Raw genomic sequence first — 26,476 nt, 5'->3', positions numbered from 1 at the left:
CTGAACCTCCGAGGAGGTCGATCAGGAAGGGAAAGGACCACAGGACAGTGGCGTGGGCACCCGGCAGCGACGGTCTCGTCGAGAACGGGCGTGCCCCCGCGTCGGGGACGGCCGTCAGAGCGGCCACGGGGTCCGGTGGTGATGCCAACCCGACCACGACGCCATGCACGGCGGGTCGAGAAACGGGAGGAACTGCGCGGCGGGCCAGGAAGGGGCCCGGGATGGCCTCCGCAGCCGGACGACCCGGCTCGCCAACCGCACGATCACCACACGGGGCTGGGTTCAGCTGAACTTCGACGGATGGTTGGTGGGGTTGGCGCGGTTCGCGACCGCGCTCGCGTCGGCCTGTCGGAGATGCACGACGCTCGGCATCGCTCGGTTCAGCGGGTGTGGCCACCGGCCCTCGGGTGGGGGGCCTGCGCCTCGCGCGCTGCGGTCGCGTGCGGGGCCGAGTGGGGGAGATCGATTCGGCGGGTTGCGCCCTGCGAGGTGGTCGCCTGCCCTCCCGGGCTCGTGCACGAGCCCGTCCCGTCCGGTGCAGGGCGACTTTTCCGGTGGTCGAGAGCTACGGGGGTGCTGTTCACACGCTCGACATCGACACCACGGTGAACACGTGCGCGGCGGGGGAGGCTGCCCGCTCTTGCGGAGGTCGGTCGGGGTGGTTCGGGACCACAGGACAGTGGCGCAGGCACCCGGCGGCGACGGTCTCGTCGAGAACCGAGTGCTCCCGCCTCGGGAACGGCCGCCAGGGCGACCACTGGGTTCGGTGGTGATGCCAACCCGGCCACCGCGCCACCGGTAGCTGAGTCGGGAATGGAGGGAATGCATGGCGGGCCAGGACGAGGCCCCGGCGAGGCCTCCGCAGCCGGACGACCCGGCTCGCCAACCGCACGATCACCACGAGGGGGTTCAGCTGAACCCCGGCGGACGGTTGGTGGGGTTGGCGCGGTTCTCGACCGCGCTCGCGTCGCTCTGTCGGAGACGCACGGCACTCGGCCTCGCCCGATCCCGCAGGCGCGACCACCGGCCCTCGGGGTGGGCGCGCCTGCGCTTCGCGCGCTGCGGTCGCGTGCGGGGCCGGGTCGGGGAGATCGATTCGGTGGGCGCCTTGCGAGGTGCGCGCCTGACCTTCCTGGCGTGTGTCGGAGTTCAGCTGAACGGCGCGCAGCGCGCCTACGACCGCTCGAACCGCAGTGCGGGCACCTCCCTCAGCCCCGAGGTGGTGGGCCGTTGCGCGCGTTCGAGGTCCTGCATGCGGAACCGCTTCCCGTCGGCGCGGGTCACGGCGTCGACGGTGGCGGGCAGCGTGTTGTTGGCGCGCAGCGCGCCGAGCGCGGTGTTGAGCACGCGCACGGTGACGGTGTTCTCGCCCGGATGCAGGTGGCCGGTGACGTCGACGGTGTAGGGGGCTGCCCACGCCCAGCCGCAGTCCTCGTCGTTGACGAGCACCTGGGCGACCTCGCCGACGGGGGCGAGGATGTCGGGGCGGAACGACGCGCCGCGCAGGCCGGGTTCGCCGTCGGGGTCCTGGGGGCGGTCGCGGACCGGCCCGAGGTCGAGCAGGACGCGCCCGTCGAGGCGGTCGGCGGGGACGTCGACGGTGGTCCGGTAGGTGGCTTCGCCGGAGTGGTCGGCGCGGGCCGGGTCGTCCTCCCAGCGGTGCGGGAGTGTGACCTCCTGCGGTGCGGCGCCGGGGAACGCGACGGTCCACGGGCCGGTGAGCTGCACCGTCTCGGCCGGGCTGGTGGCCGCCGGTGCGGCCGGCACGTCGGCGTCGGGCGCGGGCAGCGCAACCACGACGGTGGCCTCGTAGGGGTGGAGTTCGAGGGGCACCGCGCCGTCGCGGGCGTCGATCCGGTGGGCGTGGCCGGTGCGGGCGTCCCAGCGCTCGTAGGCGGCCGCGGGGTCGCGCGGGCGCAGCGTGAACGTACGGGTGGCCGGGCCGGTGTTGGCGACGAGGTAGACGTCGGCGTCGCCGACGCGCCGGTGGGCGACGCCGATGTCGGGGCCGGTCGGCGCGTCCGGCGGCACGAGGGCAGCGAGGGCGGGCAGGAGGGCGTCGACGTCGTCGACGGCGGTCCAGCCGTCACGGTGGACGCTGCCGCCGACGGTGACGACGGGACCGTCGTGCTTCTCCAGGAGGCGGGCGGTGGCGTCGGGCAGGTCGTGCACGAACGGCAGGACGACCACGCGGTAGCGGCTCCAGTCGGTCTCCTGCAGCGCGGTGTCGTCGACGAGGTCGTAGTCGTGGCCGGCGTCGCGCAGCGCGGCGGGCAGGGCCTCGCCGATGTGGGTGCGGGTGGAGTGCCACAGGTCGAGGTGGCCGCGTTCGCCGGGGGTGAAGTGGAGGGCGGCGTCGCGGCTCGGCACGTACAGGGCGACGTCGACGACCGGTTCGCCTTGTCGCATCAGCCAGCACAGCCGGTGCAGGTAGCGGGTGAGGTCGGGCATCGCGGGCCACCACGGGTTGGCGTCGGTGAGGGCACCGGAGGCGTAGAAGATCCACCCGGGGGCCGGGGCGTCCGGCGGGGAGTAGGGCCAGCCGTGGCCGACGAACTGGTTGACGCCCAGCAGCAGGTGCTCGTGCGCCTCGCCGGCGAGGTCGAGCGGGGTGGCGGCGAACGAGGGCGAGTGCACCCACGTCCACGTCTCCGACGAGACGACGGGCCTGCCGTACAGGTGCGCGGCCGAGGTGGCCCACTTGGTCTGGGTGACCGAGCGCCAGCCCCAGCCCTCGCCCTCGGGGAGGTCGGCGTGCCGGTAGGCCGACAGCGGGCCGGGTGGCTGCCCGTAGCTCTGGATGCGGAACAGCACGTCGCGCGCGGTCGCCCACCGCGCCACGACGGCGACGAAGTTCTCCTCGTAGAGCTCGCCGAGGGTGGCCGCGACGTCCGCGCGCACGCGTTCGGAGCCCGAGGCGCGGGTGTGCAGCAGCGGCAGCTCGGGGAGCAGGTCGTAGCCGCGGCGGGCCAGGAACTGTGCGGGGAGGTCCGGTGTCCAGTCCGCGCTGTAGACCTCGAGGCTGTCGCAGAACACCGCGGTGATCAGGTCGCTGCCGACGGCGGTGAGGATCGGCTCGGCCACCGCCTGGAGGTGCTCCTCGGTGGCGGCGCGGCTGTAGTGGTCGAGCACCGGGCCCTCGGCGCCCGCAGCGGCGCGTTTGACGTTCTGGCCGGTCGGGCTGGAGACGGCGAGCAGCACGGTGCGCGGGCCGGAGCCTGCGGGCACCTGCACGGCGCCGTCGCTGATCGGCAGTCGTTCCCACGAGGTGGGGGGCTCCTGCTCCGAGCCGTGGCCGATGTAGGCGGCGACGAGCTCGTCGGCGGGCCACGGCTGGCCGGCGGCGATGCGCAGCGGGTGCGGGGGCACCTCGCGCAGGTCCCACCGCAGCCGCCGGGCGGCGGTGGCGTCGGTGACGTGCGGGCCGCCGTAGGACCAGCCGCTGCCCAGCGTGACGTCGAAGCGCAGGCCCAGCCGGGCGGCGGTCTCGGCCGCGAACCGCAGCCGGGACAGGTGCCGCTGCGAGAGGAAGCCGCCGCCGTCGCGGTCGGCGGCGGACGTGGAGAGCGGGTACACCGACGCGACCTCGACACCGCCGATCCCGGCCGCCGCCATCGCCTCCAGCTCGCGGGCGAGCTCCGCCTCCTCGACGAAGGGGCCGAACCACCACCAGCGCATCATCACCCGGCCGTCCGGCGGCCGGGCGGCGAAGCCCTCTCGCAGCGTGCGTACGCCCTGACCTGCAGACGGCATCGTCTCGACTCCTCGGGTCGGTGGGGTCGAATTTGAACGTATCAACCCGATCTGCGAGCCACAAGGCGTCGATCAAGCGGTCGGAATTGAAGCGATTCACCCGACCAGACGGAAGACCGGGCCGTCCCGGCAGACCAGCGGCGACTCCTGCGCCTCCGCCGGACCACCGGTCGAGCAGCCGTGGCAGTAGCCGAGCCCGCAGGCCATGTGGGCCTCCAGGGAGACCTGCACCGCCGCGCCCCACCGCTTCGCCAGCTCGGTGCAGAGGCGGGCGAGCCGGTCCGACCCGCAGGTGAGGATCTGCTGCGGCGGCCGGTCGTCGAACGCGCGGCTCAGGCGGCGGCGCAGCACGTCGACGGCGCTGCTGCCGTCGCGGTCGTGCACCTCCCAGACGGCGCTCGCGCCGTGGGCGCGGAACAGGTCGGCGCCGATCACCGACTCCGGGTCCCGGCCGCTGGTGACGGCGAGGACGTCGACCCGTCCGTCGGCGAGGTCCTGCGCCACGGTCGTGAGGGAGCAGGTGCCGATCCCGCGGCCCACGAGGAGCAGCCGGTCGGTACCCGGGCCCACGGCGAACCCCTGCCCGAGCGGGCCGACCACGACCATGCGGTCGCCCGGGACGAACGCGGCCAGCGCACGGGTGCCGGGCCCGATCACCGCATACCGGACGTCGACCACGCCGCTCGCGGCGTCGCGCGCGTAGATCGCCATCGGGCGGGGGAGGACCGGCCCCGTCGTCTCGTCCCGCGCGGGCGTGAGCATGACGAACTGCCCCGGCCGGGCGGCTGCGGCGATGTCGGGTGCGGCGAGGCGCAGGTGCCGGTACCGGTCGGTGAGGCGGCGGTTGTCGATCACATCGGCGCGGCACCAGGTGGGGGCCGGGCGCTCCGCCGCCAATGGCTGCAGCGTCACAGCTCGGCGTCCAGGCGCAGCAGGCTCGCGGCCAGGACGGTGGTGCCGAGCGCCACGTCGTCGAGGTCGGTGTGCTCCGCGGGGTCGTGGCTGATCCCGTCCCGGCTCGGGATGAAGATCATCCCGGTGGGCGTGACCTCGTTGACCTGCTGCGCGTCGTGGCTCGCCCCGCTGGGCAGGACGGCGGGGTCCAGGCCGAGGTCGCGGCAGCCCGCCACGAGGGTGTCCCGCACGGCCGCGGGCAGCGGCACCGGTGGGGTCTCGGCCAGCGGGGTGGCGGTGAGCCGCACCCCGCGCCGGGCGCAGGCGGCCTCGGCACCCTCGACGATCTCGGCGGCGGCGCGCTGCTGGCGGTCGATGTCCAGGCCCCGGACGTCCACCCAGAGCGCGGCGCTGCCCGCGATGGTGGTCATCGAGCCGGGCGCGACGTCGATCCGCCCGACGGTGGCGCGCGTGCCCCACGCGGCGGCCCGCAGCGCCACCGACTCGGCGAGCAGCACGATCTCGGCGGCCGCCGCGGCGGCGTCGGCGCGCAGGTGCATCGGGGTGCCCCCGCTGTGGGAGGCGCGCCCGGCGAGGTCGATCCGCAGCCGGGTGCTGCCGGAGATCGCGTCGACGACTCCGACGCGCCTGCCCGTCGACTCCAGCACGGAGCCCTGCTCGATGTGCAGCTCGACGAACGCCGCCCAGCCGGCCGGGTCCCAGCGGGCCTCGCCGACCCGGGCGGGGTCGAGCCCGATGGCCGCCATCGCGTCGGCGAAGGACACCCCGTCGGCGTCCCGCTTGCCGGGCAGGTCGTCGGAGCTCGTCAGGCCGGCCACGATCCGGCTGCCGGTGCAGGCCTGGCCGAAGCGGGCGCCCTCCTCGGCGGCGAACACGACGAAACGCAGCGGGTGCCGGTGCGCGGCGTCGTGCCGGACGACGAGCCGGGCGGTCTCCATCGCGGCGACGACGCCGACGATGCCGTCGAACCGGCCGCCGTTCGGGACGCTGTCCAGGTGGGAGCCGGTGCCGATCGCGGGTGCGGCGGGGTCGGTGCCGGGCAGTTCGGCGATCGTGTTGCCTGCCGCGTCGGTGCGCACGGCGGCGCCGAGGTCGGCCAGCTCGGCGGCGAACACCGCGTGTGCCCGCCGTTCGAGCGGGGTGTACGCGAGCCGGGTGACGCCCGGTCCCGAGTCGGGTTCGGTGAGCTCGGCGAACCCGTCGAGGAGCGCCCGCAGCCGCTCGGGGTCGGCGGTGAGCGCGTCGCGGGCGAGCGGTGCCGCCGTCACGACGGCACCCCCGCCACGTCACCGGCCTCCGCGAGCGCGGCGGTGGGCACGTCCGCCACGGCGGCGAGGGCGGGCGAGGCGAGCGCCGCGGCCACCGCGACGACCCGCCCGCCGCGGTTCGCGACGAGCGTGCGCAGGGTGGCCAGGCGCCGCTCGCCCCACTGGGTGGCGAGCAGCGCGAGGGGCGTGCCCGAGGTGAGGTCGGGGGTGAGCGCGAGCAACCCCTCCGCCTCCGACGCCCGCAGCACGCCGACGCCCAGGTGGCGCGCGACGACGTGCGCGAGGACCGCCTCGTCGCTGGTGTCCCAGACGACCAGGGCCGCCGGTGCCGCGACGGCGCGGATCTCCTCGGCCAGCGCGGCGCCGAGAACGTCGACGTCCGGCGGGGACTGGGCGGTGTTGAGGGTGGGGCCGTATTCGTCGGGGGCGACGCCGACGGCGCGCAGCGCGGCGATCACGGCGGGACGGTCGGCGGGTGCCACGGTCGTCCTCCTCTCAGGCTCTGCGCGGGGTGGTGTCGAGCTCTTCCGCGGTGCGTTCCGGGATCAGGAACATGGCCGCCATGTCGACGATGTAGATCACCGCGAGGAAGCTCAGAGCGCCGGCGAGGCCGTACGTCCCGGCCAGCAGGGCGACGACGAGCGGGGCGAGCCCGCCCACGCCGCGTCCGATGCCGAACAGCACGTTCTGGGCGGTGGCGCGCGCCGCCGTGGGGTAGTTCTCGGCGATGACGGCGCCGTAGCCGCCCAGCATGCCGTTGGCGAAGATCCCCATCACGGCGCCACCGGCGAGCACGGCGAGCGGCGCGGTGAGCTGCGCGTAGCCGAACAGGGCGAGGCAGGCGCCCGCCTGGAAGATCCAGAAGGCGCGCCGCCTGCCGATGCGGTCGGCGAGCTGCCCGAACACCAGGATGCCGAAGATCATCCCGCCGATCGTGACCGCGGTCCACGCGGCGGACGCGGTGAGGCTGAGCCCGATCTGCTGCGACAGGTAGGTCGGCAGCCAGGTCATGATGCCGTAGTAGCCGAAGTTCTGGATCGAGCAGATGATCACGATGCCGAGGCTGGTGCGCGCGGTCCTGCGGTCGGCGACGAGCAGGCGGAACGGGTTCGGCTGCTTCGTGTGGGCCGCCGCCTCCTTCTGCTTGACGAACGCCTCGGGCTCGTGCAGGCGCGACCGGAAGACCGCCGCGATGACGGCGGGGAAGATCCCGATGATGAACAGGCCCTGCCAGCCCCAGAACGTGATCACCGGGGCCGAGATGACCGCCGCGAGCAGCACGCCGAGCTGGAACCCGACGCCGACGATCGAAGTGGCCCGGGCCCGCTTGAGCGCGGGGAACGCCTCGGCGGCCAGCGCCATGCCGATGCCGAACTCGCCGCCGATGCCGGTGCCGGCGATGAACCGGAAGATCGCCATCTCGGTGAAGCCCTGCGACAGTGCCGTGAGCGCCGTGAACACCGCGAACAGGACGATCGAGTAGGTCAGCATCTTGACCCGGCCGTACTTGTCGGCCAGCGTCCCGAAGATCATCGCACCGACCACGGTGCCGATGAGCGTGATCGTCGCGAGCCAGCCGGCCTCCGTGGTGGACAGGCCGAGGCTCAAGGTGATCGCCGGCAGGGCGAACCCGAGGATCTGCAGGTCGAACCCGTCCATCGCGTAGCCGAGCGTGGCGGCGAAGACCGCCTTGCGCCCGTACGGCGTGACGGTCTCGGCGTCTGTGCTCTCGATGCTGCGGTTCTCGGTGCGGTCGTCGGTCCGGTCGTCCAGGCCCATGAGGCGGCTCCTGCCGTCAGAAGGAAAGGGTTCCCACGAGGTCGGTGAGTCGTGACGCCCCGAGCCGGTCGACGAGCGCGGGGAGCTCGTCGACGATGTCGGTCATCACGAAGGGTCGGGCGAAGGTCGCGGTGCCGATCTGCACCGCGCTCGCCCCGGCGACGAGGTATTCCGCCACGTCGCCTGCCGTGGCGATGCCGCCGCACCCGATGACGGGGATGGTCACGGCCTGCGCCGCCTGCCAGACCATCCGCAGCGCGAGTGGCTTGATCGCGGGGCCGGACAGGCCCCCGGTGCCGTTGCCGAGCGCAGCCCGCCGGGTGGGCGCCTCCACCGAGAGCGCCGGGAAGCTGTTGCACACGGTGACCGCGGCGGCGCCGGCGTCCTCGGCCGCGCGCGCGGCGGCGTCGATGGAGGTGAGGTCCGGGCCGAGCTTGACCAGCACCGGCACGTCGGTGCGGGCGACGACGCCCGCGACCACCCGCCGCACGGCGGCGAGGTCGGCGCCGAAGGTGACCCCGCCGTGCTCGAGGTTGGGGCAGGACACGTTGACCTCGAGCGCGGCGTGCCCGGTGCCTGCGAGCCCTTCTGCGACCTGCCAGTACTCGGGTTCGGACAGCCCGCCGACGCTCACGACGACGGGGGCGCCGAGGCGCTGGTAGGCGGGCAGCCCGGTGCGCACGAACTCCGCCAGCCCCGGGCTGGGGATGCCCACGCTGTTGAGCATCCCGTGGGCGCTCTCGCCGAGCCGGTGGGCGCGGTTGCCCGAGCGGCGCCCGGCGAAGACCGTCTTCGTGACGACGGCGCCGAGCCGGTGCACCGGCACGAGCTCGGCGAGCTCCGGGCCGAAGCAGCCCGATGCCGGCATCACGGGGTTGGCGAGCTCGAGGTCCCCGAGGCGCACGGACACGTCGACCGGCCGGGCGGGTGCGTGCACGCCACCGGCGGATCCGTCGACGAGACCGGACATAATGGAAACCTCTTTCCAGTACGGAAGGGGGGAGCCTGCACCCGGGTGGGAGTGCTGTCAAGCCCCTCGGAGCGGGGCCAGGACCGTGATCACATCGGGCTCCCGGTCGAGCCCGAGCAGCCGGTCCCACAGCTGCGGGCCGGGCTCACCGGTGAGCGCCAGGAACTTGGCCCGCAGCTCGTCGGCGGTGAGCGGGTCGTGGTGGTGGCCGCGCGGGTCGTCCACCGTGGCCACGAGGCGCTCCCCGGCGTGCACCACCACCTGCGTGGGAGAGTGGTGCGGCCACTGCCGCTCGAGCTCGCAGTCCACGGTGACGCGCACGCGCCGGGCCAACTCGGCCACCGGGGGACGGTAGTCGAAGGTGCTGATCTCCGACGCCCGCCTCGTGAGCGCCGCCGCCACCGCGTAGGGCAACGAGAAGCGGGACGACAGGTCGTTGGGTGCAGCCTGCCGGTCGAGCTTGAGGTTGTTGGCCACCGTGCGGACCTCCACCGCGGAGATCTCCTCCACGGGCACCTCCGGCAGTGACAGCACCGCGTCGATCGCGCCGTGGGTCAGCGCGCACGCGCTGTGGCGTTTGAAGTAGTTGCGCAGGATCGCCGGCTCGGCCGGGTCCAGCTCGGCATCCAGCGCGTCGGCCGCCACGACCTGGCCGGTGACCTGCCCGAACAGCGCACCGACCGACTCCCGCGAGCCTCGGAAGCCCGCCCGGTGCAGGCGCACCGCGCGCAGCGCATTCTGCGCGGCGAGTCCCATCGCCGTGTTGCGGGCGGTCGCGCCCTCGTAGCAGGCGTTCCAGACCGGGACCGTCGGCGTGGTGGCCGCGATGGCCGCCACGGCGTGCGGGTCCTCGTCGAGCAGCAGCGCCACGGCGACGGCGGCCCCCACCCCCGCGAGGTGGCCGTGCGGGTGCGTCGGCGGCGTGAGCCGGAACGCGGTGAGCAGCCGCGCCGCCACCTCGTAGCCCGCGACGACCGCCGTGAGCAGCTCCGCGCCCGAGCGGTGCGCCACCTCCGCCGCGGCCAGCGCCGCCGGCACCACGTGCATGCCGGGGTGGCCCGTGGGGCGCATGCCCTCGTCGAGCTCGAGGAACGACCCGGCGGTGGCGTTGAGGAACGCCGCTTCCTCCGCGGTGGTGGGCGCGGCACCGGGCGCGAGCACGGTGGCGGACCCACCGGGGGGCTGCGTCGCGCGCAGCCGGGTCATCTCGGGGGTCCGCCCGCCGCCGATGCTCACCCCGACGGTGTCGGCCACGACGTGCAGCGCGTGGCGGCGCACCGGCTCCGCGAGCGGGGCGCCGTGGAGCCGGACCGCCTGGGTGATCGCGGCGGACAGGCCGCGGGCGAGGGCGGCGGTGTCGGTCACCCGGCCACCGCGCTCGTGACGGAGTGGTCGGCGGCGACGAAGCGCCCGGACCGCGGCGCCACGATCTCCCGGTCGCGCACCACGACCTCCCCGCGCAGCACGGTGGCGACGGGGGCCCCGCGCAGCTCGAACCCGTTCCACGGGCTCACCGGCTGCTTGGCGATCAGCTCCTCGTTGCGCACGGTGCGCCGCGCCTCCGGGTCGACGACGACGAGGTCGGCGTCGCTGCCGGGCCGGATCACGCCCTTGCGCGGGTAGAGGCCGTAGAGCTTCGCGGTCTCGGTGGCCGTGACCTCGGCGAACCGCTCCGGGGTGGTCTTGCCGCGCAGCAGCGCGTCGATGAGCACCGGGCCGAACGTCTCGCACCCGACGGCCCCGGCGGGCTGCGTCTCGAACCCGCGGCTCTTCTCCTCGACGGTGTGCGGGGCGTGGTCGGAGCCCAGCGACACCAGCGCGCCCTCGTTCACCCCGGCCCAGAGCGCGTCCTGGTCGCGCTGCTCGCGCACCGGCGGGTACACCTTCATCACCGGGCCGACGCGGGGGTAGTCGGCGTCGGTGAGCGTGAGGTACTGGGGGCAGGTCTCCGCGGTGAGCCGCACGCCGCGGGCCTGCGCGGACCGCACGGCGGCCAGGCCGGCCTCCGACGCCAGGTGCACCACGTGGAACCGGCACCCGGTGGCCTTGGCGAACTCAGTGGCGATCGCGATCGTGGTGGCCTCGGCGGCCGCGGGCCGGGCGGCCAGCAGGTCCTCGTAGGTCTCGATGGGGTGCCCGAGCCGCTCCTGGCTCGTGGCGAGCACGTCCTTGTCCTCGCAGTGCGCCGCGAGCAGCCCGCCGTGGCGCGCCACCTCTTCGAACAGCCGCATGACCTGGCCGTTGGGCGGTGGCATGAGGAGGTTCTCCGGCGGCTCGTCGCCGAGGTTGTAGACGAGGGAGCGGGTCTCGCGGTGCAGCGCGTAGCCCCAGAAGAGCTTCACGGCCACGGCGCCCGCCGCGAAGAGTGGTCCGATCTGGTCGAGGTTCGGCTCGCCGAGGGCGAGGCCCCACAGCCCGAAGTCCGTCCACGCCGCGGCCTCGTGCTGGGCGCGCCGCTCCTGGAAGACCTCGAGCGAGTCGACCGGCGGGATCGCGTTGGGCATCTCCAGCACCGTGGTGACGCCGCCGGTGAGGGCGCCGCGGGTGGAGTGGTCGAAGTCCTCCTTGTGCGTGAGGCCGGGGTCGCGGGAGTGGACGTGCGGGTCGATGAACCCGGGGAGCACGAGCTTGCCCGCCGCGTCGTAGCGCTCGTCGGCGTCCACGCGGGCCCCGGTGTCCAGGATCCCGGCGATCACGCCGTCCTCGCACAGCAGGTCCGCGTTCAGCACCCCGGCGGGGGTGACGACGCGGCCGTTGGTGACGTGCAGTCTCACTCGTTCGCTCCTCGAACGTCGGTGGATGGGTGGGCCTGCGCCGCGTCGAGCACCCGCACGGCGCAGACCAGGTCCTGCAGTGCGAGCCCGTGCGACTCGTAGACGGTGATGTCGTCGGCGTGGGTGCGGCCGGCCACGCGGCCGGCGTGCACGTCGGCGAACGGGGTGGCCGCCGCCGGGTCGAGGCCGTTGGCCAGCAGGTCGCCGCACTCGGTGCGGGCCACCTCGACCGAGTCGACGGCCACGTGCGCGGCACGCCGGAACACGGTGGCGTCCAGCTCGCGGCGGCGGGCGTCGTTGCTGCCGACGGCGTTGACGTGCGTGCCCGGGCGCAGCAGCGCCCCGTCGAACAGCGGCTCGCTCGCCCCCGTGGCGGTGACCACGACGTCGGCGCGCGGCACCGCCCGCTCGGGGCTGGTGCCCGCCTCCACCCGCAGCCGGGGGAGCGCGGTGCGCAGCGCCTGAGCGGTGGCCTCGGCGCGGTCGGTGCTGCGGCCGACGACGAGCACGGTGTCGAGCTCCGGGAGCACCTCGGCCAGCGCGACGACCTGCGCGGGCGCCTGGAAGCCGGTGCCGAACAGGCACACGGTGGAGCTCCCGGGCCGGGCCATCGCGCGGGTCGCCACGGCCGAGGCGGCCGCGGTGCGGCGCTTGCCGAGCAGGTCGCCCTGGACGAGGGCGCGCAGCTCGCCGGTGCGGTGGCCGTGCACGAGGATCGTGATCACGCTTGCGCGGAACGTGCCCGCGTGCACCACGGGGTAGGACTTCACGACCAGCGCGTCCAGCGTGGGCGCCACCGCCGACATCACGTTGAGCGTGACGCCGCCCGCCGTGTGGCGGGTGCGCGGGGTGTCGTGCGCCGTGCCGGCCGCGAGCAGGTCGAACGCCGTGCCGACCGCGGCCACCGCAGCCGCCGGGGGCAGCAGTTCGTCGACGACCGCGTCGCCGATGATCTGCGGCACCGCGCCTCCTCCGCTAAAGTGAAAACATCTTTCCAGTCTGGTGCAGGGGGCCGAGCATGAGAGCAGCCGACGCGGTTGTCAAGGACCGCGGCGCCGGACCGGCGCGGGGAAACCGCGTGTTTACAGTGGGCACGTACGGGTCCACGGGGGTGCAGGGGAGGAGCTGGTCGATGGGCGTGGCCAAGCCGGTCGAAGTGGTCGTCCGCGCCGTCGAAGTGCTCAACGCGGTGGCCTCGGCGCGGGGTGGCCGCACCCTCCAGGAGCTGCACGACGAGCTCCGGATCCCGCTGGGCAGCCTGCACCGGATCCTCACCACGCTCAGCCAGAGCGACTACCTGCGCCGCTCGCCGGTCACCAAGCGCTACTTCCTCGGCAGGGCGGCGCGCGCCCTCGGCGGCGGTACCGGCTCCCCGAGCGCCCGGCTCATCCAGCCCCCGCCCGCGCTGGTCGAGGCGGCCGCGGCCACGGGGGAGACGGCGTTCCTCACCGAGCTCGTCGGTGACGTCCCCGTCTGCGTCTCGATCGTCGAGGCGGAGCACGCGCTGCGGCTGTTCGTGCGCATCGGCCAGGAGATGCCGTTGCACGCCGCCGCCTCCAGCCGGGCGATCCTCGCGCACATGGACGAGGAGGTGGCGCGCACGCTGCTCAGCGGCACCGCGCCGCTCACCGGCTACACCGAGGGCACCCCGCGCGACGTCGAGGACGTCATGGAGATGTTCCGGGAGATCCGCGCGCAGGGCTACGCCGTGTGCGAGAACGAGCTGGACCCCGACGTGTGGGCGGTGTCGGCCCCGATCCGCGACAGCGAGGACCAGGTCACCTCCAGCGTCACGATCACCGCCCCCGGCCCGCGGGTAGCCGACGCCGCCGTGCGGGCGCGGGCCACCCGTGCGGTGCTGCGCGCCGCGGAGGCCCTGTCCGCCGAGCTCGGCTCGGCCCGGCGCGAGTTGTCGGAGAGCCCCGCCTGATGCGGTCGAGCAGATCGGTGAGCCTCGTCGCCACCGGCGGCACCATCGCGGCCGTGGCCACCGAGTCGGGGGCGCGGGGGCACCGCGGGGCCGACGATCTGGCGCCCTCCGACGGCGCCGCGCCCGCAGGCATCGCGGTCCGGCCGCGGGACGTGCTGCGCCGCTCCTCGCGGGCCATGACCCTCGACGACCTCTGGACGCTCGCGCAGGCCGTGCGGTCCGAGATCGCCGCGGGCTGCGACGGGGTGGTCGTCACGCACGGCACCGACACGCTCGAGGAGACCGCGTACGCGCTGGGCCTGCTGGTGCCCACCACGGTGCCCGTGGTCGTCACCGGTGCGATGCGCGCGGCCCACCTCGCCGGCCCGGACGGCCCGGCCAACGTGCGGGCCGCCGTCGTGGCCGCCGCGGATCCGGCGCTGGCGGCCTACGGGCCGGTGGTGGTGTTCTCCGACGAGGTGCACGTCGCCCGGCTGGTCACGAAGGTGCACGGCACTCGCATCGCGGCGTTCGCGTCGCCCGCGGCGGGTCCCGTGGGGTCCGTGGTGGAGGACCGGCTCGAGCTCCTGCTCGGCCCGCCGCCCACGCCGGACCTGCTGCCGAGCACCGCGCCGCCCGACCGGCGCGTCGCGATCGTGCCCACCGCCACCGACGTCGACGGGTCGTGGGCCGAGGCGGCCGCGGCCGGCTGCGACGGCCTGGTCGTGGCCGCGCTCGGCGGCGGGCACGTCTCGCCCGCGCTCGGGGAGGCGCTGATCCGGGTGGCGGAGTCGGGCCGCCCGGTGGTGGTCACGAGCCGTTGCCCGGACGGCGCCCTGCTGGCGCGCACCTACGGCGGCGCGGGTTCGGAGATCGAGCTGCGGAAGGCGGGCCTGCACTTCGCGGCCAGGCTGACCGCCCCGAAGGCGCGGCTGCGGCTCGTGTTCGGCCTGTCCGCCGGGATCCCGGCCGAGGAGATGTTCCCGGCCCACGCTTGACGCGTCGGGCACCGTGGGGCGATGGCGGACGACCAGAGCTGGGACCTGCAGCGCTCGGACGACGAGGACGGGTGGCTGCTCACCAATACCTCCGCCCGGCCCGCGAAGGCGGTCGCGGTGGAGTTCCGCGGTCGTGTCGACGGTCGGCCGTGGCGGGAGGGCGTGACGATCAACCCGTCCGTGCTCGGTGCCGGGGAGCAGACCTACATCCGCATCTTCCGCTCGGACACGGTCACGGCCGTGGAGGTCTCGTGGCGCGGCCGGTTCGGTCGCCGCAAGCGCTGGCAGGCGCCGTCGTCGGCCTGGTGAGAACCCGTTGACGCAACCCGTCGACTGCTATACCTTGAGTAGCAACCGATGAGTTGCTACTCAGGAGGACGACATGGCTTTCCCCGACCGCATCGAGCGCACCGTCGAGCTCCGGCACCCGCCGCAGAAGGTGTGGGACGCCCTCACCACCGCCGAGGGCCTGGGTACCTGGTTCGGCAACAAGGCCACCATCGACCTGCGCCCCGGCGGGGCGGCGCAGCTCACGTGGGACAGCGGCGACTCGGCGAACCTGCGCGTCGAGCGGGTCGAGGAGCCGGCCGTCTTCGGGTTCAGCTGGCACATCTACGGCCTGCCCGAGGACGACCCGCGCCGCACCTACGTCGAGTTCACCCTCGAACCGGCGGGCGCAGGCACGCGGCTCACCGTGGTCGAGAGCGGCTTCGCGCAGCTCCCGGACGACGCGCACGCAGCCGCGTTCGGCGGCAACACCGACGGCTGGGCCCGTGAACTGGGCGAGCTGGTTGACTACCTCGATGCCGCCTGACGTCGAGGCCGTCGCAGAACAGGTCTTCATCGCTCTGGCCGACCCCAGCAGGCGCGCCATCCTGGCGACGCTCGCGTCCCACGGACCGGCCACCGCGACCGACCTCGCCGACCGCCTGCCGATCACCCGGCAGGCGATCGCCAAACACCTGGCCCTGCTCTCGGACGCGGGCCTGGTGATCGCACAACCGGGGGAGCGGCGCCGCGTGCGGTACCGGCTGCGCTCCGCCCCCATGCAGGTGGCGCAGCAGTTCCTCGCCGCGCTCGCCCGCGACTGGGACGGGTCCCTCGACGCACTGCAGGAACACCTCGAACGTGAAGGCGGTAACCGACGTGAAGACACCGGACGTGGTCTCGAAGGACGAGTGGCACGCCGCGCACCAGCGGCTGCTCGTGAAGGAGAAGGAACTGACGCGGGCCCGTGACGCGCTGGCCGCCCAACGGCGGCGGATGCCGTGGCTCGCGGTGGAGGAGGCGTACGAGTTCGACGGCCCCCAGGGCCGGGTGAGCCTCCTCGACCTGTTCGAGGGGCGCCGCCAGCTGGTCGTCTACCGGGCGTTCTTCGACCCCGGCGTGCACGGGTGGCCCGACCACCCGTGCGTGGGGTGCTCGATGATGGCCGACCAGGTGAGCCACCTCGCCCACCTGAACGCCCGCGACACCACGCTCGCCTACGTGTCGCGCGCGCCGCAGCCCGACATCGCGCGCGTGAAGGCCCGGATGGGCTGGACGATGCCCTGGTACACGATGCTCGACGGGTTCGACGCCGACTTCGGCGTCGACCAGTGGCACGGCACCAACGCGTTCATCCGCGACGGCAACCGGGTCTTCCGCACCTACTTCGTCAACAACCGCGGCGACGAGGCCCTGGGCACTCCGTGGTCCTACCTCGACATCACCGCGCTCGGCCGGCAGGAGGAGTGGGAGGACTCCCCGGAGGGCTACCCGCAGACCCCGCCGTACACGTGGTGGAACTGGCACGACGAGTACGACGTGAGCGCGCGGCCCGCGGGTGAGGAGCAGGTGCGCCGGGCCGCCGAGGCGGGGCTGCTGCCCGGCTGATCGGGTCAGCGGCCGGCGGGGGGCGGTGGCAGCAGTCGCAGGACCGCCAGCGCCACCCCGTCGAGCCTGGTGTGCAGGAGGCACCTGGTGTCGGCGCGGGTCACCGGGAGCCGTGCCGCCGTCGCCTTGTAGGCGCGCAGGATCCGCAGCACCGTCCAGGCCTGTTCCTCGACCGCGGCGAGGTCGACGGTGTCGTTCGCGGCGCCCGGCCGAACCAGCTCGGTCAGGCGGCGCAGCGCGAGGCCGAGGTGCAGGTCCAGCGCCGCGTCGAGCTGGGTGCGGATCGGCGGCGGCAGCTCCGCCAGTGCCGCCGACCGGCCGGCCCACCAGAAGTCCTCCACGCTCTGGCCGGCTGCCGGGAGCGGCAGCGCGGGGATCGTGGCCCGCAGCGCCGCGGCCTCCGCGGCGAGCGGGCCCGACCACCTCTCCAGCTGCTCGGCGGCGATCGCCAGGAGCAGGTCGACGAGCTGGCGCACCTCGTGCTGGTCCCACTCCCGCAGCCCGGCGGCCACGGTGCGGGCCCGCCCCGCGACGTCGAGGAGCCGGTCGGTGGCCGCGTCGAGCGCGACGAGGTCCGGCGGGGCCGCGGCGGCGTCGAAGGCGGCGGTGGCGACGGTGAGGGCCGCGACGGTCGGCCCGTCGAGCGCCTCCAGGTGCCGGGGGCGCAGGGCCCGGCGGGTGAGCAGCGGCCCGCCCATGCGGGCGTCACGTTCGGCCCGCAGCCACTTCTGGTCCTCGCGCACGTCCGCGAGCCGCTGCCGTACCCCGGCCAGCGGGTCGCCGGGTGGTGCCACCTGCCCGAACAGGACCTCGCCTGCCTCCCGCCCCAACTCGACCGCCACCATCCGCACGGCGAGGCCGACCCGGACCTGTTCCGGGCTCCTGGCCGGGAAGAGCGGCCGGTCGGGCTCGCCGAGCACGCGGGCCCGGTCCAGCCGTGACAACACCGCCTCGACGGCGTCGCGGGCCTCGCACGCAGGCGCGACGTAGTGCCGGACGTCCGCCGACCCGGTGGCGAGCATCGCGCTCCACCGGTCGAGCGCCGCGACGAGGGAGCGGTCGAGCGGGCCGAGCACCGTGAGGAGCCGCTGGTGGCGTTCCGCGCCTGGCAGGTCGTCGTCGGAGCGCGGCGCGTACTGGCGCAGCTGCTCGCGCATGTCGACGTACAGCGCCGCCAGCCGCGGGCGGAACAGCCGGGCGCCGAGCCGGTCCGGGGTGCGGTCGTGGAGCGAGACGAGGGCACGCGCGGTGGCGCGCAGAGTCGCCCGGGCCTCGGGCCCGGCCACCTCCCGCTCCGTGACCTGCGAGTCCCGTTCGGACATCAGTCCTCCCCGGGCTGCGCGGGGCGTGCGCGGCCGACGTCGGAGTCTAAGGGGGCGACGCCGGGACCGCTGTGGACCGGAAGGGTGAGTGCGTCCCGGGACGTGGGCCGGTGCGGGCCCGGCCTACGCTGGCTGCATGGCCTTGCACGACTACCAGGTCGGCGAGGCCGCCGAGGACCACGCCGACGGTGGCCTCTCCCGCAGGGAGGCGCTCCGGCGGCTCGCCCTGCTGGGGCTCGGGGTCACCTCGGCGGGTGGTTTGCTGGCGGCCTGCGCCGTGGAGAGCCCGCCCACGCGGGCCGCCCCCGCGCCGGGTGCCGAGCCGCCCGGGCGGGCGCCGACCGTCGGCCCCGGGCAGGAGATCCGGTTCCCCGGTCCGGCCGGAGAGCTGATCGGTTCGTGGGCGGCGCCCGCGGGCCGTCCGGGCGGGGCGGTGCTGGTCGTCCACGAGAACGAGGGTCTGACCAGGCACTTCCACGACCTCGTCGGCAGGCTCGCGGGTGCCGGGTACGCCGCGCTGTGCGTCGACCTGCTGTCGGCCCGGGGTGGCACGTCGGCGATCGCCGACGACGCGCAGGCGCCCCCCGCGCTGGCGGACACGCCCGTGGAGGTGCTGCTCGCCGACCTGCGCGCCGGGATCGACGAGCTCGGGCGTCGCGCCCCCGGGGCCGGGCTCGGCGTGGTCGGCTTCCAGTTCGGCGGCGGCATGACCTGGCAGCTGCTGGAGGCGGGGGAGCCGCGGCTGCGCGCCGCGGTGCCGTTCTACGGGCCGGTGCCCGAGCGGCCGGACTTCGCCGGCGTCACCGCCGCCGTGCTCGCCGTGTACGCGGGGGACAACGCGGGCGTGAACGAGGGCCAGGACCGCGCCGAGGCCGCGCTGGAGGCGGCGGGCGCCACCCACTGGACCCGTACGTTCGAGGGCGCGCAGGACGCGTTCTTCAACGACACCGGCCCCCGATACGACGACGCCGCTGCCAGCCAGGCCTACACCGAGATGCTCGACTGGTTCGACCGCTACCTGGAATGAAGGAGGCACTCGTATGAGGACGCCCGTCCTCGAACTGGCGGACGTGACCTACCGGCGTGCCGGTACGCAGATCCTGCACGGTGTGTCGGTCACCGTCGGGGAGGGCGAGCACTGGGCCCTGCTCGGACCCAACGGCGCGGGCAAGAGCACCGTGCTCGGGTTCTGCGGCGCGGTCACCCACCCGACCAGCGGCGTGGTCCGCGTCCTCGGTGGGCAGCTGGGCCGTGTGGAGCTGCAGGCGCTGCGGCGCAGCATCGGGCACGTCAACCCGCGCCACCCGCTGCGCTCCCCGCTCACCGTGCTCGAGGTCGTGCTCACCGGGCTGACCGGCAGCATCGAGGTGCCCCCGCGGTGGACGCCGGACATCGCCCAGCTGGCCAGGGCGCACGACCTGCTGGGCGAGTTCGGGCTCGCCGGGAAGGCCGAGGACCGCTGGCCCACCCTGTCGCAGGGCGAGCGCGGGCGCGTGCTCATCGCCAGGGCCCTGCTGCCCGGGCCCCGCCTGCTGCTGCTCGACGAGCCGTCCACCGGGCTGGACGTCGCCGCCCGCGAGCAGCTGCTCGAGGCGATCGACGGCCTGGACTCCACCCACCCGGGCACGGCGTCCGTCCTGGTCACCCACCACCTCGAGGAACTGCCGACCACCACCAGCCACGCGCTCCTGCTCGCCGACGGGCGGGTGGTCGCCTCCGGCGCGGTGAACGACGTGGTCACCAGCGCGAACGTCAGCGCCGCCTTCGCCCACCCCATCGACGTCGAGCGCCGCGACGGGCGCTGGAGCGCCCGGGCCCGGCGCCGCCCGGGGCACCCGTTGCGGGTGGCAGGCGCCTGAGCCGCGGCTCAGCCCGTGGGTGGACCCGGAGATCGCCCCGTGCTCCGACGCGGGAGGATGCCCCGCGGCGGGAGGCTCGGGGCATGACCACGTTCGATCGGCAGGTGGAGCGGTTCGTCGCCTTCGCCCGGCGCAACCCGGTGATCGTCGACGGCGCGCTGGCCGTCGTGCTGTTCCTCATCGCCCTGAACTGGACGATGGAGGGCAAGGTCCCGCGCGACGCGCGGGGGCTCGCGATCGTCGTCGCGGTGGTGGCCACGGCACCGGTCGTGGTGCGGCGGCGCTACCCGGTGCCGGCGGCGGCGGTCACCGCCGTCGTCGCCGCGGCCGGCACGTTCACCCTCTCCGGCACGCTCGCGGCGTACGTCCTGCCCTCCCTGGTCATGGGGTACTCGGCGGTGGCCTACGGACCGCCCTGGGCGGGCCGGCTCACCGCCGCGGTGCTGGCGGTCGGGATGTTCGGCCCGCTGCTCGCGTTGGGGCTGCTCGGTCCCGATCCGGAGCTCGGCTGGTTCGCGCCGCTCGTCCTGGCGGGATTCCTGCTGCTGGTGCTGCTGTGCGTGCTGCTGTTCGGCGCGATGCGCCGCGCCCAGCGCCGCTACGGCGAGCAGCTCCACGAACGCGCGCGGCTGCTCGAGGAGGGACGCCGCCAGGAGGTCCGGATCGAGCTGCTCGCCGAGCGGTCGCGCATCTCCCGCGAGGTGCACGACATCATCGCGCACGCGCTGTCCGGGATCATCGCCCAGGCCGACGGCGGGCAGTACGCCGCGCGGCGCGACCCGCAGAAGGCCGTGGAGGTGCTCGCCGGGATCGGCACCGCCGGGCGCGAGGCGCTCGGCGACATCCGCGGCCTGCTCTCGGTGCTGCGCGACACCGGCCCGCTCGACGGCGACGGCACCGACCGCCCCCAGCCCGGCACCGAGCACATCCCGGCCCTGGTCGAACAGGTCCGCGCCGGCGGGCTCCCCGTCGACGTCGCGGTGACCGGCACCCCGCGCGCGCTGGGCGCCGGGGCGGGCCTGACCGCCTACCGGGTGGTGCAGGAGGCCCTGACCAACGTCATCAAGCACGCCGGGCGCGACACCCCGACCCACGTCACGCTCGCCTGGACCGCCGACGAACTCACCGTCTCCGTGCGCGACGAGGGCGCGCGGGGCACGCCGCCCACCCCGCCGCGCGGCGGGCACGGCGTGGTCGGCATGCGCGAGCGGGCCGCCCTGCACGGCGGCTCCGTCGACATCGGGCCGCACCCCGACGGCGGGTGGGCCGTGCGGCTGCGCCTGCCCATCGCCCCCGAGCCCCGCCCCTGAGGAGAACGGTGAACAACCCCGTCCGGTTGATGCTCGTCGACGACCAGGAGCTCGTGCGGGCCGGATTGGCGATGGTGCTGGACTCCTGCGACGACCTCGCCGTCGTCGCACAGGCCGGCGACGGCGAGGAGGCGCTCGCGACGCTGGAGACCACCGGCGTCGACGTCGTGCTGATGGACGTGCGGATGCCCCGGCTGGACGGCATCGAGGCCACCCGCCGGGCCGTCGAGAGGCACCCGGAACTGCGGGTGATCGTGCTGACCACGTTCGACCTCGACGAGTCGGTCACCGCGGCGATCGGCGCGGGGGCGAGCGGGTTCCTGCTCAAGGGCGTGGGGCCCGGCGACCTGATCGAGGCCGTCCGCACGGTGCACCGCGGCGACGCGATGATCGACCCGGTGTCGACGCGGCGGCTGCTGCGCGCCACCGCGCCGTTGCTGGACGGTGCGCTGCCGCGGTCCGAGCCCGCCGAGGCCGCCGTGCTCGAGGAACTCACCCCGCGCGAGCGGGAGGTGCTCTGCCTGGTGGGGGAGGGCCGGTCGAACGCCGAGATCGCCGCCGACCTCGTGGTGTCCGAGGCGACCGTCAAGACCCACATCGGCCACCTGCTGGCGAAGACGCAGTCCCGCGACCGGGTGCAGCTCGTGGTGCTGGCGTTCCGCGCGGGCCTCGTCCGCTGACGGCCCGCGCGGCCGGTCAGTCGTCGACGGCCCGCGTCTCCCAGAGGATCCGGCCGTTCGCCCCCGGCTGGGAGAACTGGGGGTTCGGCGCGCTGGCGTTGAACGTGGCCACCTGGCCGGGTGGGACGTCGAGCGGGTGGGTGGCCACGACGTTGCCGTCGGCGGTGACCTCCAGCCGCCCCCTCGCCGGGGCCGTGCCGGAGTTGGTGACGGTGATCGTCACGTTGCACGTCTCGGCCGTGCACGGCGCGTCGGGCTGCAGCTGGATCCCGACGTTCGGGCGCTCCTGCAGGATCTGGTCCAGCGTCTTCGGCGCGGCCTCCTGGCGCACCCGGGCGGCCGCCCCGGTGACGGCGGCGAGCTGCTCCTCGGTGGCGCTCGTGACGGGCACCGGGGGAGTGCTCGACCCCGCGACGAGGTCGAGGGCGATCAGCGGGTGCGCCTCGTCACCCCCGACGACGACCCGCCGGGTGCCGTCGGACAGCACGATCCCGGACCGGCCCTCCACGAGTTGCTGCTCCAGCGCCTGCCACTGCCCGGGCTCCTCCCCGCGCACGAACGCGGCGAGCGCTTCCCCGGTCATGCCCAGGGCGCGATCGATCTCCCCCGTCTCGGTGGCCGGCTCGGCCACCCAGACGCCCGCGAGGTCGTCGGCCCGGGTCGGGTGGTGGTAGAGCCACCACTCCCGGTTGCCCCGGATGAGCGCCCCGTCGGCGTCGGCCATCACCTCCGCGGTGGCCTGCCCGCCGTAGCGCGACAGCGTGCCCGCCGCCCCGTCCGGGGAGACGGTGAGGTCGACCCGGATCTCACCGCCGTCGTTCGCGCCGACCGTGCCCTGGTAGTGGACGCCCGGCCAGCGCGCGGCGTCGGCCGCGGCGGTGGAGGCGAGGTCGGCCGGGTTGGTGCGCGCCACCGAGAACACCAGCGCGATCCCGGCGGCGACCGCCACGAGCACCCCGCCGACGGTGAGCGGCCAGGCCCGCCGCGTGCGCGGGGCGCCGGCCTTCACGGTGGTGATGCCGGTGGGGTGGCCCGGCGCGGTGGACGGCGTTCGTGGCCGCGAGTCGCGTGCCAGGTCTGCGGCGAGGGCCGGGTCGGATGCGAACGCCGGAAGCGGCGCGGCGGGCGGCGCAGGCGGCGCGGGCACCTCGGGCGCCGGGGCGTGCCCTGCATCGACCGCCGGTGACACGACCGGCGGTGAGACGACCGGCGGGGGCGGGGCCGGCGGTGACATGACCGGCGGGGGCGCGCTCTGCGGGGGCGCGGCCTGCGGCGGCGCCGCGGCGGGCATCGGGATGGGCCCCGTGGCGTCCGCGGGGGGTTGCGCGGGTGCGTCGGCGGGCGCCACGGCGGCGAACAGGCCGGTGGCCGGTTCGGGCGTGGGTGCCGCGAAGAGGGTGGGAGGCGGCACGGCGGGAGCCGGCGGCGGGCCGGGGACCTGCGACGGCGTCGCGGGTTCGAACAGTCCGCCCGGCGCCGGCGCCGGCGGCGCCGCGGGGGTGAAGAGATCGGCGGGTGCTGCCGCCGCGGCGGCCGCCGCCACCTCCTCCGGCGACGGGGGGACCACCGGGAGGGGCCCGGTGGCGAACCAGGACGGCGCGGCGGCCTGGGGGTCGGCCACCGGCTGGGGGGCCGTCTGCTCGGCTGCCGCAAGTGGGGGAGCCGGGACCACCGGCTGGGCGGCGGTCTCGTCGGCGGGCGCGAACCACGACTCGGTCTGCGGGGTGGGCAGCGGGCCCGTGGGGTCGGCCGGTGCCTGGACGGGGAGCGGCCCGGTGGCGTCGGCGCGGCCGACCGGGCGCGCCGGCCCGTCCGCGACCTCGCCAGGGGCGGTGTCCTGCCCGGTGCCCGCGCCGGTCCCGTCCATCCTGGTCCTCCCCCCGTCGGCCACGTCCTGGTCGCCGCTTCCCGGGAGATCGACGATGGACGGTCGGTGGCGGCTCGCCCAGTGCCCTGTGCGCCGGATCACGTCGCGTCGCCCGGACGTGCCGGGCCCAGCTTCGCACGCCGCCCGGTGGCGTCAGCCGACGGGCGTCCGGTCGCGGGCCGGCGGGCGCGCGGACCGGATCCGCGCGACGACGGCCGGGCCCACCAGCAGCACCGCCGCGAGCACCAGCACCACCAGGCACAGCGGGCGGGTGAACACGATGAGCAGGTCGCCGTCGCCGATCGCGCTGGTCTGCACGAGCGCCTTCTCGAACAGGGGCCCGAGCACCAGGCCCAGCACGAGTGGTGCGGTGGGGAAGCCGAGCCGCTTCAGCGCGTAGCCGATGATCCCGAAGACGAGCACGACCCACAGGCTGAACGTGTTGTTGGAGATCGCGTAGGCGCCCAGGAGGCTCGTGAACAGGATCAGCGGGTAGAGGTAGCCGTAGGGCACGCGCAGCAGCTGGGCGAACACCGGCGCGAGGGGCAGGTTGAGCACCAGCAGGATCACGTTGCCGATGAAGAACGACGCGAGCAGGCCCCACACCAGCTCGGGCTGCTGGTCGAACAGCAGCGGACCGGGCTGGATGCCGTAGATCGTGAACGCGCCGAGCAGCACGGCGGTGGTGGCGCCACCCGGCACGCCGAGGGTGAGCGTGGGCACGAAGTTGGCCTGGGCGGCCGCGTTGTTGGCGCTCTCCGGCGCCGCAACGCCCTCGATCGCCCCCTTGCCGAACTCGTCCTTGTGCTTGGACACCCGCTTCTCGACGCCGTAGGCCATGAACGAGGCCAGCGTGGACCCGGCGCCGGGCAGGCAGCCGAACAGGAAGCCGACGCCGCTGCCGCGAAGGACGGGCCCGGCGGATCGCTTCAGGTCCTCCCGGCTGATCATGAGCTCGCGGAAGCGCGCCCGGATCGGGGCGGCGGCGCCCTCCCGGATCTGGTGCAGCACCTCGCCCACCGCGAACAACCCGATCATCACCTCGACGAACGGGATGCCCGACAGGAGGTCGACCGAGCCGAACGTGTAGCGGGACACGCCGCTGCCGGTGTCGACGCCCACCATCGCGATCACGAGCCCGACCACGGCCATGGTGGCGCCGAGCACGCGGTCCTCGCCGGAGAAGCTGACGATCGTGGCCAGGCCGAGCACCATCACGGCGAGCATCTCCGGCGGGCCGAACCGCAGCGCGAACTCGGCGAACGGGGGAGCGAGCGCCATCAGCAGGGCGAGCGAGACGATCGCGGCCACGAAGGAGCCGATCGCCGAGATCGACAGCGCCGCACCCGCGCGTCCGCGCCGCGCCATCTGGTAGCCGTCGATCGTGGTGACGACCGTGGCCGCCTCACCGGGCGTCGAGATCAGCACCGAGGTGATCGTGCCGCCGTACTGGGCGCCGTAGTAGATGCCCGCGAGCATGATCAGCGCGGTGACGGGCTCCAGCCCGAGCGTCAGCGGCAGCAGGATCGCCACGCCGGTGGTGGAGCCCAGGCCGGGCAGCACGCCGATGACGGTGCCCAGCAGCACACCGACGAAGCACCACGCCAGGTTCTCGAGAGACAGCGCGGTCTCGAACCCGAGCAGCAGGTTGTCCAGCATCACTCAGTCACCACCCGAGGAGGTCGCCGAGCAGGCCGGTGGGCAGCGGGACGTCGAGGAACTCCTCGAACACGCCGTAGCCCGCCGCCACCGCGATCGCGGCCACGAGCAGCGCCACCAGGGGTGGGCGCCGCTCCACGACCGCGGACACGAACAGCACGAGCAGGCCGAACGCGGGCAGGAACCCGAGCAGCGGCACCAGCAGCACGGTGACCGGCAGGGCGATCACCACCTGCCACAGCTGCCGCACCCGCTGGGCGTCGGTGCGCCCGAACACGTCCGTGCCGCCGCCCGCGGGCGCCGCCTCCCCGCCCGCACGCAGGCGCCGCAGCCGCACCAGCAGCTGGACACCGGCGAGCAGCAGGAGCAGCAGGCCCAGCACCATCGGGAGCAGGCCGGGACCGACCCGGCCCCCGTCCAGGAGGATGCCGAACCCGAACGAGGTGCCGAACACCGCCGCGCCGAGCGCCGCGAGCACCCCGAAGGCGATCGCCTGCCCACCCGGCCCCGCGGTCGGCAGCGGGGCGGGTCCCGTGGCCTCCGGTGCGCCGGTCGCCGGTCCGGTCACGGCTTCAGCGCCTCTTCCAGCAGCGTCCTGTTGCGGCCGAGGTACTCGACGAACTCGGGCCCGGCGGCGGTCACCGGCTGCAGGTAGCTCTCCTCGACGTAGCGGCGGTACTCGTCGGTCTCGAGCGCGCGCTGCATCGTGTCGATCCAGAACTTCTGCTGCTCCTCGTCGATGCCGCCCGGCGCGAGCACGCCGCGGAACTGCGCGAACGACACCGGGATGCCCTGCTCGCCCGCGGTCGGGATCTCCTGCAGGGCGCCGTAGTCGTAGCGCTTCTCGGAGAAGGCGCAGACCGCGCGCAGGTCGCCGGAGTCGAGCTGACCGATCACCTCGCCGGGGTTCAGCGAGGCGATGTCGATCTGGTCGCCCAGCAGCGCGGCGATGAGCTCACCGCCGGACTCGAACGCCACCCGGTCGAACTGCACGCCCGTCTCGTTCTCGGTGAGGCTCAGGACGATGTTGTCCAGCCCGGCCTGGCCGCTGATACCGGCCACGACCCGCTGCCCGCGCGCGGCGTCGACCACGTCGGTGCAGGTCTGGTACGGCGCGGCGGCGGGCACGACGAGCAGCGTGTAGTCCTCCGCGATCTTCATGATCGGGGTGAAGTCCTCGTAGGTGAACTCCACCTGGCCGCCCGCGGGCAGCGCGAGCAGTGCCGTCTCGGTGGCGAGCAGGGTCTCCGCGTCGCCCTCGCGGCCGAGGAAGTAGGAGTAGCCGACCGCACCCGAGCCGCCCTCCCGGTTCTCGACCGACACGCTGATCTCCGGGTCGGCCGCCTCGATGGCCGCGGCGAGCGCGCGACCGGCCCGGTCGCTGCCGCCGCCCGCGGAGAACGGCACGACCATCGTGACGTCGCCGTCGGGACGCCAGCCCTGCTCGCCGCCGCCACCGCCCCCGCCGCCGCACCCCGCGAGCGCCAGCGCTCCGGCGAGAGCGGCCGCCACGACGGTCCTCGATGTAGCACGGTTCC

Annotated in this window: 23 protein-coding genes and 1 pseudogene; 10 read left to right on the top strand and 14 right to left on the bottom strand. The window is 74.9% G+C overall.

The features are described 5' to 3' along the window. Window positions 1-1,173: 1,173 nt before the first annotated feature. The 9 genes from ACFPL3_RS33600 to ACFPL3_RS33560 form a co-directional block, all read right to left on the bottom strand. Entirely contained in the window at window positions 1,174-3,753 is a 2,580-nt protein-coding gene (locus ACFPL3_RS33600; RefSeq protein ID WP_343942982.1) for a glycosyl hydrolase, read from the bottom strand. Between the two features lie 96 nt (window positions 3,754-3,849). Then, on the bottom strand, window positions 3,850-4,665 hold the full coding sequence (locus tag ACFPL3_RS33595; RefSeq protein ID WP_343942981.1) for an iron-sulfur cluster-binding protein: 816 nt from the start codon (window positions 4,663-4,665) through the stop codon (window positions 3,850-3,852). Beyond that, complete coding sequence (locus tag ACFPL3_RS33590) at window positions 4,662-5,936, bottom strand: Zn-dependent hydrolase (protein ID WP_379590147.1); 1,275 nt, start codon at window positions 5,934-5,936, stop codon at window positions 4,662-4,664. Before ACFPL3_RS33590 ends, ACFPL3_RS33595 begins: the two co-directional genes overlap by 4 nt. Beyond that, complete coding sequence (locus tag ACFPL3_RS33585) at window positions 5,933-6,418, bottom strand: hypothetical protein (RefSeq protein ID WP_379590145.1); 486 nt, start codon at window positions 6,416-6,418, stop codon at window positions 5,933-5,935. Before ACFPL3_RS33585 ends, ACFPL3_RS33590 begins: the two co-directional genes overlap by 4 nt. A 13-nt stretch (window positions 6,419-6,431) precedes the next feature. After that, window positions 6,432-7,715 carry an MFS transporter gene (locus ACFPL3_RS33580; protein WP_343942978.1) on the bottom strand — a complete coding sequence of 428 codons (1,284 nt, stop codon included), beginning with the start codon at window positions 7,713-7,715 and terminating at the stop codon, window positions 6,432-6,434. 16 nt (window positions 7,716-7,731) lie between these two features. Further along, complete coding sequence (locus ACFPL3_RS33575) at window positions 7,732-8,685, bottom strand: dihydroorotate dehydrogenase (protein WP_343942977.1); 954 nt, start codon at window positions 8,683-8,685, stop codon at window positions 7,732-7,734. Window positions 8,686-8,742: 57 nt separating this feature from the next. Beyond that, complete coding sequence (locus ACFPL3_RS33570; RefSeq protein ID WP_343942976.1) at window positions 8,743-10,050, bottom strand: MmgE/PrpD family protein; 1,308 nt, start codon at window positions 10,048-10,050, stop codon at window positions 8,743-8,745. Further along, entirely contained in the window at window positions 10,047-11,459 is a 1,413-nt protein-coding gene (locus ACFPL3_RS33565) for a dihydroorotase (RefSeq protein ID WP_343942975.1), read from the bottom strand. The genes ACFPL3_RS33570 and ACFPL3_RS33565 overlap by 4 nt, the downstream gene beginning before the upstream one ends. Next, the gene (locus ACFPL3_RS33560) at window positions 11,456-12,421 is read right to left on the bottom strand and encodes an ornithine cyclodeaminase family protein (protein WP_343942974.1); all 966 of its coding nucleotides are present in this window, start codon (window positions 12,419-12,421) and stop codon (window positions 11,456-11,458) included. Before ACFPL3_RS33560 ends, ACFPL3_RS33565 begins: the two co-directional genes overlap by 4 nt. A gap of 170 nt (window positions 12,422-12,591) precedes the next feature. Here ACFPL3_RS33560 and ACFPL3_RS33555 point away from each other — a divergent pair, with 170 nt between their 5' ends. From ACFPL3_RS33555 to ACFPL3_RS33530, 6 genes and pseudogenes are all read left to right on the top strand, one after another. Further along, window positions 12,592-13,389, top strand: coding sequence for an IclR family transcriptional regulator (locus ACFPL3_RS33555; RefSeq protein WP_343942973.1), 798 nt, complete (start codon window positions 12,592-12,594; stop codon window positions 13,387-13,389). 17 nt (window positions 13,390-13,406) lie between these two features. Further along, entirely contained in the window at window positions 13,407-14,366 is a 960-nt protein-coding gene (locus ACFPL3_RS33550; RefSeq protein WP_343942972.1) for an asparaginase domain-containing protein, read from the top strand. Between the two features lie 21 nt (window positions 14,367-14,387). Next, complete coding sequence (locus ACFPL3_RS33545) at window positions 14,388-14,675, top strand: hypothetical protein (protein ID WP_343942971.1); 288 nt, start codon at window positions 14,388-14,390, stop codon at window positions 14,673-14,675. 73 nt (window positions 14,676-14,748) lie between these two features. Continuing rightward, complete coding sequence (locus ACFPL3_RS33540; protein ID WP_343942970.1) at window positions 14,749-15,180, top strand: SRPBCC domain-containing protein; 432 nt, start codon at window positions 14,749-14,751, stop codon at window positions 15,178-15,180. Continuing rightward, window positions 15,170-15,493: pseudogene (locus ACFPL3_RS33535) on the top strand (ArsR/SmtB family transcription factor); the annotation flags it as partial. The gene ACFPL3_RS33540 and the pseudogene ACFPL3_RS33535, both read left to right, overlap by 11 nt. A gap of 19 nt (window positions 15,494-15,512) precedes the next feature. Further along, complete coding sequence (locus tag ACFPL3_RS33530) at window positions 15,513-16,241, top strand: DUF899 domain-containing protein (RefSeq protein WP_343942969.1); 729 nt, start codon at window positions 15,513-15,515, stop codon at window positions 16,239-16,241. Between the two features lie 5 nt (window positions 16,242-16,246). On the opposite strand, the gene ACFPL3_RS33525 is transcribed toward ACFPL3_RS33530, so the two are convergent. After that, a complete protein-coding gene (locus tag ACFPL3_RS33525; RefSeq protein WP_343942968.1) occupies window positions 16,247-17,563 on the bottom strand; it encodes a hypothetical protein in 1,317 nt (438 codons plus the stop codon). A 136-nt stretch (window positions 17,564-17,699) separates the two neighbouring features. Here ACFPL3_RS33525 and ACFPL3_RS33520 point away from each other — a divergent pair, with 136 nt between their 5' ends. From ACFPL3_RS33520 to ACFPL3_RS33505, 4 genes are all read left to right on the top strand, one after another. Then, entirely contained in the window at window positions 17,700-18,590 is an 891-nt protein-coding gene (locus ACFPL3_RS33520; protein ID WP_343942967.1) for a dienelactone hydrolase family protein, read from the top strand. 13 nt (window positions 18,591-18,603) lie between these two features. After that, window positions 18,604-19,422, top strand: a complete 819-nt coding sequence (locus tag ACFPL3_RS33515; RefSeq protein ID WP_343942966.1) for an ABC transporter ATP-binding protein — start codon at window positions 18,604-18,606, stop codon at window positions 19,420-19,422. A gap of 83 nt (window positions 19,423-19,505) precedes the next feature. Further along, a complete protein-coding gene (locus tag ACFPL3_RS33510) occupies window positions 19,506-20,732 on the top strand; it encodes a sensor histidine kinase (RefSeq protein ID WP_343942965.1) in 1,227 nt (408 codons plus the stop codon). Between the two features lie 29 nt (window positions 20,733-20,761). Beyond that, entirely contained in the window at window positions 20,762-21,412 is a 651-nt protein-coding gene (locus tag ACFPL3_RS33505) for a response regulator transcription factor (protein ID WP_343943059.1), read from the top strand. A 16-nt stretch (window positions 21,413-21,428) separates the two neighbouring features. On the opposite strand, the gene ACFPL3_RS33500 is transcribed toward ACFPL3_RS33505, so the two are convergent. The 4 genes from ACFPL3_RS33500 to ACFPL3_RS33485 all read right to left on the bottom strand — a co-directional run bounded on the left by ACFPL3_RS33500 (window position 21,429) and on the right by ACFPL3_RS33485 (window position 26,450). Next, entirely contained in the window at window positions 21,429-23,279 is a 1,851-nt protein-coding gene (locus tag ACFPL3_RS33500; RefSeq protein WP_379590138.1) for a hypothetical protein, read from the bottom strand. A 153-nt stretch (window positions 23,280-23,432) separates the two neighbouring features. After that, the gene (locus tag ACFPL3_RS33495; RefSeq protein ID WP_343941289.1) at window positions 23,433-24,938 is read right to left on the bottom strand and encodes a tripartite tricarboxylate transporter permease; all 1,506 of its coding nucleotides are present in this window, start codon (window positions 24,936-24,938) and stop codon (window positions 23,433-23,435) included. A 7-nt stretch (window positions 24,939-24,945) separates the two neighbouring features. After that, entirely contained in the window at window positions 24,946-25,506 is a 561-nt protein-coding gene (locus ACFPL3_RS33490) for a tripartite tricarboxylate transporter TctB family protein (protein WP_343941287.1), read from the bottom strand. Beyond that, entirely contained in the window at window positions 25,503-26,450 is a 948-nt protein-coding gene (locus ACFPL3_RS33485; protein ID WP_379590136.1) for a tripartite tricarboxylate transporter substrate binding protein, read from the bottom strand. Before ACFPL3_RS33485 ends, ACFPL3_RS33490 begins: the two co-directional genes overlap by 4 nt. Window positions 26,451-26,476: the final 26 nt, after the last annotated feature.

This window comes from Pseudonocardia zijingensis, assembly GCF_042657305.1.
In the GTDB taxonomy this organism is placed as follows: Bacteria; Actinomycetota; Actinomycetes; order Mycobacteriales; family Pseudonocardiaceae; genus Pseudonocardia; species Pseudonocardia zijingensis.
Note: the sequence above shows the minus strand (reverse complement) of the source record. Positions and strands in the feature narration are given on the sequence as shown.

Excerpts from the sequence above, each read along its gene's own strand:
- ACFPL3_RS33600 (WP_343942982.1), bottom strand. The coding sequence starts at position 3,753 with ATGCCGTCTGCAGGTCAGGGCGTACGCACGCTGCGAGAGGGCTTCGCC.
- ACFPL3_RS33580 (WP_343942978.1), bottom strand. The coding sequence starts at position 7,715 with ATGGGCCTGGACGACCGGACCGACGACCGCACCGAGAACCGCAGCATC.
- ACFPL3_RS33575 (WP_343942977.1), bottom strand. The coding sequence starts at position 8,685 with ATGTCCGGTCTCGTCGACGGATCCGCCGGTGGCGTGCACGCACCCGCC.
- ACFPL3_RS33555 (WP_343942973.1), top strand. The coding sequence starts at position 12,592 with ATGGGCGTGGCCAAGCCGGTCGAAGTGGTCGTCCGCGCCGTCGAAGTG.
- ACFPL3_RS33545 (WP_343942971.1), top strand. The coding sequence starts at position 14,388 with ATGGCGGACGACCAGAGCTGGGACCTGCAGCGCTCGGACGACGAGGAC.
- ACFPL3_RS33540 (WP_343942970.1), top strand. The coding sequence starts at position 14,749 with ATGGCTTTCCCCGACCGCATCGAGCGCACCGTCGAGCTCCGGCACCCG.
- ACFPL3_RS33525 (WP_343942968.1), bottom strand. The coding sequence starts at position 17,563 with ATGTCCGAACGGGACTCGCAGGTCACGGAGCGGGAGGTGGCCGGGCCC.
- ACFPL3_RS33520 (WP_343942967.1), top strand. The coding sequence starts at position 17,700 with ATGGCCTTGCACGACTACCAGGTCGGCGAGGCCGCCGAGGACCACGCC.
- ACFPL3_RS33515 (WP_343942966.1), top strand. The coding sequence starts at position 18,604 with ATGAGGACGCCCGTCCTCGAACTGGCGGACGTGACCTACCGGCGTGCC.
- ACFPL3_RS33510 (WP_343942965.1), top strand. The coding sequence starts at position 19,506 with ATGACCACGTTCGATCGGCAGGTGGAGCGGTTCGTCGCCTTCGCCCGG.
- ACFPL3_RS33505 (WP_343943059.1), top strand. The coding sequence starts at position 20,762 with ATGCTCGTCGACGACCAGGAGCTCGTGCGGGCCGGATTGGCGATGGTG.
- ACFPL3_RS33500 (WP_379590138.1), bottom strand. The coding sequence starts at position 23,279 with ATGGACGGGACCGGCGCGGGCACCGGGCAGGACACCGCCCCTGGCGAG.
- ACFPL3_RS33495 (WP_343941289.1), bottom strand. The coding sequence starts at position 24,938 with ATGCTGGACAACCTGCTGCTCGGGTTCGAGACCGCGCTGTCTCTCGAG.